A 9977-nucleotide genomic window follows, 5' to 3' on the forward strand; every position below is an offset into this window, starting at 1 on the left:
GCACGGGCCGTGCCTTTCAAGGGCGCGGCCCGCTTTTTCGGGGGCGCGCCGCCGGGGTGCCGTTCGTCGCCGGTGCGGACCTGCCGTGGCTGTCCGCGCCCACGCGGCGGCAGCCGCATGCCGGACACAGCCCCGCGCCCCTTCCGGGGCGCCGTACCGACCGGTGATACTGACGTCCGGTCGACGGGGGAGGCGGCATGAGCCACGTGGTCACCGAGACCATGGTGCGGGTCGAGGGCGTGCACAAGTCGTACGGGCGGGGGGCCGCCGCCGTGCATGCGCTGCGCGGAGTGTCCTTCGAGGTGCCGCGCGGCGAACTCGTCGCTCTCAAGGGGCGGTCGGGATCCGGCAAGACCACTCTGCTGAACATCGTCGGCGGGCTCGACACGCCCGACCGGGGACGGGTCGAGGTGGACGGGCTCCAGCTCGGGGAACTCGGCGAGCGCGAGCTGCTCCGGCTGCGCCGGGACCGGATCGGCTTCGTCTTCCAGTCCTTCGGGCTCATCCCGATCCTCAGCGCCGCCGAGAACGTCGGCGTACCGCTGCGGCTGCGCCGCGCCCACCCGCGCGAGCGTGAGGAGCGGGTCGAGCTGCTCCTCTCCCTCGTGGGGCTGGCCGGGCACGCGGCCCAGCGGCCCGGCGAGCTGTCCGGCGGGCAGCAGCAGCGGGTCGCCGTCGCCCGGGCCCTCGCCAACCGGCCCGCCCTGCTCGTCGCCGACGAGCCCACCGGCCAGCTCGACGCCGAGACCGGGCACGCCGTCATGGAACTGCTGCGGGCCGTCGTCCGCGGCTGGGGGCACCTCCCAGGCCCTTTGGGGCACTGGGGGAAGGTCACCGCCCTGGTCGCCACGCACGACGCGACCCTGCTGGACCTGGCCGACCGGGTGCTGGAGCTGCACGACGGGCAGATCACCGAGCACTGAGCCCCCGCTCACCGCGCTGCTCATCAGGGTTGCGTCAAAGTTGCCCGCTGCCCGCACCCCTGTCCCGTTTGCCGTGATTGTTGGCCGTAAGGTCGACGCTGCGTAGGCGACAGGCACGGGAAGACAATGAGGCCATGGCACGCGGCAAGCTTCGGATCTACCTCGGCGCGGCACCGGGAGTGGGCAAGACCTACGCCATGCTGGCCGAGGCGCACCGCCGGATCGAGCGGGGCACCGACTGCGTGGTCGCGTTCGTCGAGCACCACGGCCGGCCGCGCACCGAGGTGATGCTGCACGGCCTGGAGCAGGTGCCGCGCAGGCGGCTGGAGTACCGGGGGGCCGTGTTCGGCGAGATGGACGTCGACGCGGTGCTGCGCCGGGCACCCGCCGTCGCCCTCGTGGACGAACTGGCCCACACCAACGTCCCCGGCTCCCGCAACGCCAAGCGCTGGCAGGACGTGGCCGAGCTGCTCGCCGCCGGCATCGACGTGATCTCCACCGTCAACATCCAGCACCTGGAGTCACTCGGCGACGTCGTGGAGTCGATCACCGGGGTGCGGCAGCGCGAGACCGTCCCCGACGAGGTGGTACGGCGGGCCGACCAGATCGAGCTGGTCGACATGTCCCCGCAGGCCCTGCGCCGCCGCATGGCCCACGGCAACATCTACCAGCCGGACAAGGTCGACGCGGCCCTGTCCAACTACTTCCGCCCCGGCAACCTCACCGCCCTGCGCGAGCTGGCCCTGCTGTGGGTGGCCGACCGGGTCGACGAGTACCTGAACGAGTACCGCAGCGAGCACCGGGTCTCCCGGATATGGGGCTCCCGGGAGCGGATCGTGGTGGGACTGACCGGCGGCCCCGAGGGGCGCACCCTGATCCGGCGCGCCGCGCGGCTCGCGGAGAAGGGCGCGGGCGGCGAGGTCCTCGCCGTCTACATCTCCCGCAGCGACGGGCTGACCTCGGCCTCCCCGAAGGAGCTGGCCGTCCAGCGCACCCTGGTCGAGGACCTCGGCGGCACCTTCCACCACGTGGTCGGCGACGACATACCGGCCGCCCTGCTCGACTTCGCGCGCGGGGTCAACGCCACCCAGATCGTGCTCGGCTCCTCGCGCCGCAAGGCCTGGCAGTACGTCTTCGGGCCCGGCGTCGGCGCCACGGTCGCCCGGGACTCCGGCCCCGACCTGGACGTGCACATCGTCACCCACGAGGAGGTCGCCAAGGGCCGGGGACTGCCCGTGGCCCGCGGCGGCCGGCTCGGGCGGGCCCGGATCCTCTGGGGCTGGGCCGTCGGCCTGGCCGGCCCCGCGGTCCTCGCGGTCCTGCTGAACGCCGTCGACCTCGGCCTCGCCAACGACATGCTGCTGTTCCTGGCCGTCACGGTCGCCGCGGCCCTGCTCGGCGGCCTGCTGCCGGCACTGGCCTCGGCGGCCTTCGGCTCCCTGCTGCTGAACTACTTCTACACCCCGCCGCTGCACCGGCTGACCATCGCCGACCCCAAGAACATCGTCGCCATAGCGATCTTCTTCGGGGTCGGCATGGCGGTCGCCTCGGTGGTCGACCTCGCCGCCCGCCGCACCCACCAGGCCGCCCGGCTGCGCGCCGAGTCGGAGATCCTCTCCTTCCTCGCCGGCAATGTGCTGCGCGGCGAGACCGGCCTGGAGGAACTGCTGGAACGGGTCCGCGAGACCTTCGCCATGGAGTCGGCCGCCCTGCTGGAACGCGAGAGCGACGTCGCGCCCTGGACCTGTGCGGGCCGCGCGGGCCTCGGGCCGCCGCTGGAGCGCCCCGAGGACGCCGACGTCGACATGCCGGTCGGCGACCACATGGCGCTCGCGCTCACCGGCCGGGTCCTGCCCGCCGCGGACCGCCGGGTGCTGGCCGCCTTCGCCGCCCAGGCCGCCGTCGTCCTGGACCGCCGGCGCCTCCAGGAGGAGGCCGACCAGGCCCGCGCGCTCGCCGAGGGCAACCGCATCCGCACCGCCCTGCTGGCCGCCGTCAGCCACGACCTGCGCACCCCGCTGGCCGGGATCAAGGCCGCCGTGTCGTCCCTGCGCTCCGACGACGTCGCCTGGTCCGAGGAGGACCAGGCGGAGCTGCTGGAGGGCATCGAGGAGGGCGCCGACCGCCTCGACCACCTGGTGGGCAACCTGCTGGACATGTCCCGGCTCCAGACCGGCACGGTCACGCCGCTCATCCGGGAGATCGACGTCGACGAGGTCGTACCGATGGCCCTCGGCGGCGTGCCCGAGGGCAGCGTGGACCTGGAGGTGCCCGAGACGCTGCCGATGGTCGCCGTCGACCCCGGGCTGCTGGAGCGGTCGGTGGCCAACCTGGTGGAGAACGCCGTCAAGTACAGCCCGCGCGGGCGGCGCGTCCTGGTCTCCGCGAGCGCCATCGCGGACCGGGTGGAGGTACGCGTGGTGGACCGCGGCCCGGGCGTGCCGGACGAGGCGAAGGACCGTATCTTCGAGCCCTTCCAGCGGTACGGTGACGCTCCGCGCGGCGCCGGCGTCGGGCTCGGCCTCGCCGTCGCCCGGGGCTTCGCCGAGGCCATGGGCGGCACCCTCAACGCCGAGGACACACCGGGCGGCGGACTCACCATGGTGCTCAGCCTCCGCGCGGCGGGATCGCACGCCGAGTCGCCCGGAACGGGCACGGACATCACAGAACCAGAAAGGCAAGCCCTATGACCCGGGTGCTCGTGGTCGACGACGAGCCGCAGATCGTGCGCGCCCTCGTGATCAACCTCAAGGCGCGCAAGTACGAGGTCGACGCCGCCCCCGACGGCAGCACCGCACTCGAACTCGCCGCCTCCCGCCACCCCGACGTGGTCGTCCTCGACCTGGGCCTGCCCGACATGGACGGCGTCGAGGTGATCAAGGGCCTGCGCGGCTGGACCCGGGTGCCGATCCTGGTGCTCTCCGCCCGCCACACCTCCGACGAGAAGGTCGAGGCGCTGGACGCGGGCGCCGACGACTACGTGACCAAGCCGTTCGGCATGGACGAGCTGCTCGCCCGGCTGCGGGCCGCCGTCCGCCGGGCCGAGCCGGTCGGGCCGGGCGAGGACGACCTGACGACCGTCGAGACCGAGGGATTCACCGTCGACCTCGCCGCCAAGAAGGTCAACCGCGGCGGCAAGGACGTCCGGCTCACCCCGACCGAGTGGCACCTGCTGGAGGTGCTGGTCCGCAACACCGGCCGGCTGGTCAGCCAGAAGCAGCTGCTGCAGGAGGTGTGGGGCCCGTCGTACGGGACCGAGACCAACTACCTGCGGGTGTACATGGCCCAGCTGCGGCGGAAACTGGAGGCGGACCCGTCGCACCCGAAGCACTTCATCACCGAGCCGGGGATGGGCTACCGGTTCGAGAAGTAGGGCCGTTGTTCGAGAAGTGAGCGGCCTTACAGCCCTGTCGGCGGTCCCCGGTACGCTTCAGATATGACTGCTGTTCCTCGTTCCGAAAAGCCGGCCGGCCGGTTCCGGCGCATGCTCGACCGGCTCTCCTCGTCGCAGGAGGACCTGGAGTCCGAGGAGCTGCGCGAGGACGCCGAGACGGCGGGCTGTACGAAGATCGGCGACTGTCGGGACCGGCAGATCGTCACCGTAACTGGTACCTTGCGCACGGTCACCCTGCGCCCGCGCGCCGGAGTCCCGGCCCTGGAGGCCGAGCTGTTCGACGGCTCCGCCGCGCTGGACGTGGTGTGGCTCGGCAGGCGCTCCATCGTGGGCATAGAACCGGGGCGCAAGCTGATCGCATCGGGCCGGATCTCGATGAGCCGGGGCCGCCGGGTGCTGTTCAACCCGAAATACGAACTGCGACCCCTCGGACGGGAGTAGCCGGTGACGTCCCTCGACAAGCCGACCGAAGACGCCGGTCAGCCCCAGCATCACGACGCCCGGGCGGTGACCGAGGCCGCGTTGTTCGAGGCGTTCGGCGGCGTCCGCGGCATGGTCGAGACGGTCCTGCCGGGCCTGCTCTTCGTCGCGATCTTCACGGTCGAAAAGGACCTGCACCTGTCGGCGATCGCCGCGCTGGCCCTGTCGCTGATCCTGGTCGTGGTCCGGCTGGCCATGAAGGACACCGTCAAGCACGCCTTCAGCGGTGTCTTCGGGGTGGCCTTCGGCGTGGTGTTCGCGATGTTCACCGGAAACGCCAAGGACTTCTACCTCCCCGGCATGCTCTACACGCTGGGCCTGGCGCTCGCCTACATCATCACGACCCTGGCGGGCGTCCCCCTGATCGGCCTGATCCTCGGCCCGGTCTTCAAGGAGAACCTCTCCTGGCGCACCCGCAACCCGGGCCGCAAGAAGGCGTACGCCAAGGCCAGCTGGGCCTGGGGCCTGATCCTGCTCGCCAAGTGCGCGATCCTCTTCCCGCTGTACTGGTGGGCCGACACCACGCAGCTCGGCTGGGTCCTCGTCGCCCTCAAGATCCCGCCGTTCCTGCTGGCCGTCTGGCTGACCTGGGTCTTCCTCGCCAAGGCGCCCGCGCCGATCGACGTCTTCGCGGAGATGGAGGCGGCGGAGCAGGCGGAGAAGGCCGAGAAGGAGCGCAAGGCGGCGCTGGCCGCGGAGGGCGGCGACGCCACGGGCGGACGGCACCGCCGGGAGGCGTAGCCGGACGTACGACGACGAAGGGCGCCCTTGCCACCAAGGGCGCCCTTCTCGCGTGCGTGCGGTCCGCTCGCCGGGCGGTCACTCCTCCGGCTGGGCGGTCACTCCCCCGGCTGGGCGGTCACTCCTCCGGCTGTGCGGTCGGTCCGCTTGCCGTGGGGTGAGCCCACCGGGACCGCGGTGCGGCTCCGCCTCCGTGCGGTTCGGTCCTCCGGCTGTGCGGTCGGTCCGCTTGCCGTGGGGTGAGCCCACCGGGACCGCGGCGTGGCTCCGCCTCCGTGCGGTTCGGTCCTCCGGCTGTGCGGTCGGTCCGCTTGCCGTGGGGTGAGCCCACCGGGACCGCGGCGTGGCTCCGCCTCCGTGCGGTTCGGTCCTCCCGCTGTGCGGTCGGTCCGCTCGCGGCCGGGTGGACCCTCCGGGTGTGCGGTGGGCCCTCCCCTCGCGCGGTCAGTTCTCGCGCCGCACCGACAGCAGGTCCTCCAGCTGCTCCTCCCGGGCCTGCGCGGCCACGAACAGCAGTTCGTCGCCCGGCTCCAGGGAGTCCTCCTTGGAGGGGGTCAGCACGCGGGTGCCGCGGATGATCGTGACCAGCGAGGTGTCCTGCGGCCACTCCACGTCCCCGACCTGGGTGCCGGCCAGGGCCGACTCCTCCGGCAGGGTCAGCTCGACCAGGTTGGCGTCGCCGTGGCTGAAGCGCAGCAGCCGGACCAGGTCGCCGACGCTCACCGCCTCCTCGACCAGGGCGGACATCAGGCGCGGGGTGGAGACGGCGACATCGACGCCCCAGGCCTCGTTGAACAGCCACTCGTTCTTGGGGTTGTTGACGCGGGCAACGACGCGCGGGACGCCGTACTCCGTCTTGGCGAGCAGCGAGACGACCAGGTTCACCTTGTCGTCGCCGGTCGCGGCGATCACGACGTTGCAGCGCTGCAGCGCCGCCTCGTCCAGGGAGGTGATCTCACAGGCGTCGGCCAGCAGCCACTCCGCCTGCGGCACGCGCTCGACCGAGATGGCGGTCGGCGCCTTGTCGATCAGCAGCACCTCGTGGCCGTTCTCCAGCAGCTCGCCCGCGATCGAGCGGCCGACCGCGCCGGCCCCGGCAATGGCGACCCTCATCAGTGACCGCCCTCCTCTTCCGGGCCACCGGCGAACGCCGCCTCGACCTTCTCCACGTCGTCCGTCCGCATCATCACGTGCACGAGGTCGCCCTCCTGCAGCACCGTCTGGGAGGTCGGCAGGATCGCCTCGCCCAGGCGGGTCAGGAACGCCACCCGGACGCCCGTCTCGTCCTGCAGCTTGCTGATCTTGTGGCCGACCCACTTGGGGGAGGCGTGCACCTCCGCGAGCTGCACCCCGCCGGTGGGATCGCGCCACAGCGGCTCGGCACCGGAGGGCAGCAGCCGGCGCAGCATCTGGTCGGCGGTCCAGCGCACCGTGGCCACCGTCGGGATGCCCAGGCGCTGGTAGACCTCGGCACGCCGGGGGTCGTAGATGCGGGCGGCCACGTTCTCCACGCCGAACATCTCGCGGGCCACGCGCGCGGAGATGATGTTGGAGTTGTCACCGCTGGAGACCGCGGCGAAGGCGCCGGCCTCCTCGATGCCCGCCTCGCGCAGGGTGTCCTGGTCGAAGCCGACGCCGGTGACCCGGCGGCCCCCGAATCCCGGGCCCAGCCGGCGGAAGGCGGTGGGGTCCTGGTCGATCACGGCGACCGTGTGTCCCTGTTGCTCCAGGGTCTGGGCAAGAGCGGAACCCACTCTTCCGCAGCCCATGATGACGATGTGCACGACCGTCCTTCCGGTGTCCAAAAGTTACTGCTCAGCATCAGGGTCTCAGACCGACGCCCAAAGCTACACACGGGCGCCGCGCGGCGGGCACCCTCGTGCCGGAGCCCGCCGGAGCGGCCGGCGCGTGATGCTGCGCACGCTGCACAGAGTCAGGATTCCGAGGCAGGCCAGGGCGAGCAGTGCACCGATCAGCTCCGCGGTCGCGGGCATGGAACCTCCGAAGCGCGATGAACAGGCGGGGTTTGCCATCTAGGCACGCAGGGCACACGGACCACGGATTCCGAAGTTCCACGCGCCCCCGATTTCACTCGTGAGGCAGATCCAGCACGCCGGGTGGGCGGGTGCCAGTTCGAAGGCTTACGATCCTCTCTCGTGTCCAAACTGACCGACGTGCCCAAACGGATCCTGATCGGGCGCGCCCTGCGCAGTGACCGGCTGGGCGAAACGCTCCTGCCGAAGCGCATCGCACTCCCCGTCTTCGCTTCCGACCCGCTGTCCTCCGTCGCCTACGCGCCGGGAGAGGTCCTGCTGGTCCTGTCCATCGCGGGTGTGTCGGCGTACCACTTCAGCCCCTGGATCGCGGTCGCGGTCGTCGTGCTGATGTTCACCGTGGTCGCCTCCTACCGGCAGAACGTCCACGCCTACCCGAGCGGTGGCGGCGACTACGAGGTGGCGACGACCAACCTCGGCCCCAAGGCCGGCCTCACCGTGGCCAGCGCCCTGCTCGTGGACTACGTCCTCACCGTCGCCGTCTCCATCTCCTCCGGCATCGAGAACCTCGGCTCCGCGATCCCCTTCGTGGTCGAGCACAAGGTGTTCTGCGCGGCCGGCGTGATCGTGCTCCTGACGCTGATGAACCTGCGCGGCGTGAAGGAGTCGGGCAAGCTCTTCGCGATCCCGACGTACGTCTTCGTCGGCGGCGTCTTCATCATGATCGCGTGGGGCATCGTCCGCGGCGTGATCCTCGGCGACACCATGCGGGCACCGACCGCCGACTACCACATCAAGGCCGAGCACCAGGGCCTCGCCGGCTTCGCGCTCGTCTTCCTCCTCCTGCGCGCCTTCTCCTCCGGCTGTGCGGCCCTCACCGGCGTCGAGGCCATCTCCAACGGCGTCCCGGCCTTCCGCAAGCCCAAGTCGAAGAACGCGGCGACCACGCTCGCGATGATGGGCCTGCTGGCCGTCACCATGTTCTGCGGCATCATCGCGCTCGCCATGGCGACCAAGGTCCGCATGGCCGAGAACCCGGCGAGCGACCTGCTGCACAACGGCGTCCCGGTCGGCGCCGACTACGTCCAGAACCCGGTGATCTCCCAGGTCGCCGAGGCGGTCTTCGGCAAGGGCAGCCTGCTGTTCATCCTGCTCGCCGCCGCCACCGCGCTGGTCCTGTTCCTGGCCGCCAACACGGCGTACAACGGCTTCCCGCTGCTCGGCTCGATCCTCGCCCAGGACCGCTACCTGCCGCGCCAGCTGCACACCCGCGGCGACCGGCTCGCCTTCTCCAACGGCATCGTGCTGCTCGCGGGCGCGGCGATGCTGCTGGTGTTCCTCTACGGCGCCGACTCCACCCGGCTGATCCAGCTGTACATCGTCGGCGTGTTCGTGTCCTTCACGCTCAGCCAGACCGGCATGGTCCGGCACTGGAACCGCCACCTCGCGGTCGAGAAGGATCCGGCCAAGCGCCGCCACATGGTCCGCTCCCGCGCGATCAACGCGTTCGGCGCCTTCTTCACCGGCCTGGTGCTCGTCGTCGTGCTGGTCACCAAGTTCACGCACGGCGCCTGGGTGGCCCTGCTCGGCATGTGCATCTTCTACGCGACCATGACCGCGATCCGTAAGCACTACGACCGGGTCGCCGAGGAGATCGCCGCGCCCGAGGGGCCGAGCGACGACATGGTCCGCCCGTCCCGCGTGCACTCGGTCGTCCTGATCTCCAAGATCCACCGCCCCACGCTCCGCGCCCTGGCCTACGCCAAGCTGATGCGCTCCGACACCCTGGAGGCGCTCACCGTCAACGTCGACCCGGCCGAGACCAAGGTGCTGCGCGACGAGTGGGAGCGGCGCGGGATCGACGTACCGCTGAAGGTCCTGGACTCGCCCTACCGCGAGGTCACCCGGCCGGTGATCGAGTACGTCAAGAGCCTGCGCAAGGAGTCCCCGCGCGACGCGGTCTCCGTGATCATCCCCGAGTACGTGGTCGGCCACTGGTACGAGCACCTGCTGCACAACCAGAGCGCGCTGCGCCTGAAGGGCCGCCTGCTGTTCACGCCCGGCGTGATGGTCACCTCCGTCCCCTACCAGCTGGCGTCCTCCGAGGCCGCCAAGGTGCGGGCCCGCAAGCGGCAGGAATGGAACGCACCGGGCGCGGTCCGACGCGGACCGGCTGTGGAACGGCCGAAGGAGCCGTCGGCGAAGGAGTGAGGCGGGGCGCTGCGCCGGCCGCCGCGGCCTGAAGTGCGCCGGCCGTCGCGGCCTGATGGGGGGCCTGCGGCCTGGGGCCGAGGGGGTCGGGTCTTTCGGCCACGGGGTGAAGCAGGCGGGCGCCCCTTGTGCCGAGGGCTGGGGCGGGACCTGTCTTGAGGGCTGGGGCGGACCCGTCTCTCGCGGGCTGAGGGAGGAGTTCGGGCCGCGGGCTGAGAAAGGCCCCTCCAGCCG

General features: G+C 71.6%; 8 protein-coding genes. 6 read left to right on the forward strand and 2 right to left on the reverse strand.

What is annotated here, in order from left to right; all coding sequences use genetic code 11:
* Positions 1–197: 197 nt before the first annotated feature.
* The 5 genes from CCN44_RS21410 (at position 198) to CCN44_RS21430 (ending at position 5538) form a co-directional block, all read left to right on the forward strand.
* The gene (locus tag CCN44_RS21410; protein WP_086698701.1) at positions 198–923 is read left to right on the forward strand and encodes an ABC transporter ATP-binding protein; all 726 of its coding nucleotides are present in this window, start codon (positions 198–200) and stop codon (positions 921–923) included.
* A gap of 134 nt (positions 924–1057) precedes the next feature.
* Positions 1058–3613: a sensor histidine kinase gene (locus CCN44_RS21415; RefSeq protein WP_086698704.1), complete on the forward strand. Its 2556-nt coding sequence runs from the start codon at positions 1058–1060 to the stop codon at positions 3611–3613.
* Complete coding sequence (locus tag CCN44_RS21420; RefSeq protein ID WP_059253052.1) at positions 3610–4296, forward strand: response regulator; 687 nt, start codon at positions 3610–3612, stop codon at positions 4294–4296. Before CCN44_RS21415 ends, CCN44_RS21420 begins: the two co-directional genes overlap by 4 nt.
* A 63-nt stretch (positions 4297–4359) precedes the next feature.
* Positions 4360–4758: an OB-fold nucleic acid binding domain-containing protein gene (locus CCN44_RS21425; RefSeq protein ID WP_078894191.1), complete on the forward strand. Its 399-nt coding sequence runs from the start codon at positions 4360–4362 to the stop codon at positions 4756–4758.
* 3 nt (positions 4759–4761) lie between these two features.
* The gene (locus tag CCN44_RS21430; RefSeq protein ID WP_086698707.1) at positions 4762–5538 is read left to right on the forward strand and encodes a DUF3159 domain-containing protein; all 777 of its coding nucleotides are present in this window, start codon (positions 4762–4764) and stop codon (positions 5536–5538) included.
* Between the two features lie 444 nt (positions 5539–5982).
* Here CCN44_RS21430 and CCN44_RS21435 read toward each other — a convergent pair whose 3' ends face one another.
* Entirely contained in the window at positions 5983–6651 is a 669-nt protein-coding gene (locus CCN44_RS21435) for a potassium channel family protein (protein WP_059253054.1), read from the reverse strand.
* Positions 6651–7322, reverse strand: a complete 672-nt coding sequence (locus tag CCN44_RS21440; RefSeq protein ID WP_059253055.1) for a potassium channel family protein — start codon at positions 7320–7322, stop codon at positions 6651–6653. Before CCN44_RS21440 ends, CCN44_RS21435 begins: the two co-directional genes overlap by 1 nt.
* A 372-nt stretch (positions 7323–7694) precedes the next feature.
* Here CCN44_RS21440 and CCN44_RS21445 point away from each other — a divergent pair, with 372 nt between their 5' ends.
* Positions 7695–9743 carry an APC family permease gene (locus CCN44_RS21445; RefSeq protein WP_059253056.1) on the forward strand — a complete coding sequence of 683 codons (2049 nt, stop codon included), beginning with the start codon at positions 7695–7697 and terminating at the stop codon, positions 9741–9743.
* The last annotated feature ends 234 nt before the right edge of the window (positions 9744–9977 follow it).

Source organism: Streptomyces tricolor, from assembly GCF_002155905.1.
In the GTDB taxonomy this organism is placed as follows: Bacteria; Actinomycetota; Actinomycetes; order Streptomycetales; family Streptomycetaceae; genus Streptomyces; species Streptomyces tricolor.

What these genes read in the sequence shown, in the direction of transcription:
- CCN44_RS21410 (WP_086698701.1), top strand. Translation starts at nt 198, where the DNA reads ATGAGCCACGTGGTCACCGAGACCATGGTGCGGGTCGAGGGCGTGCAC.
- CCN44_RS21415 (WP_086698704.1), top strand. Translation starts at nt 1,058, where the DNA reads ATGGCACGCGGCAAGCTTCGGATCTACCTCGGCGCGGCACCGGGAGTG.
- CCN44_RS21420 (WP_059253052.1), top strand. Translation starts at nt 3,610, where the DNA reads ATGACCCGGGTGCTCGTGGTCGACGACGAGCCGCAGATCGTGCGCGCC.
- CCN44_RS21425 (WP_078894191.1), top strand. Translation starts at nt 4,360, where the DNA reads ATGACTGCTGTTCCTCGTTCCGAAAAGCCGGCCGGCCGGTTCCGGCGC.
- CCN44_RS21435 (WP_059253054.1), bottom strand. Translation starts at nt 6,651, where the DNA reads ATGAGGGTCGCCATTGCCGGGGCCGGCGCGGTCGGCCGCTCGATCGCG.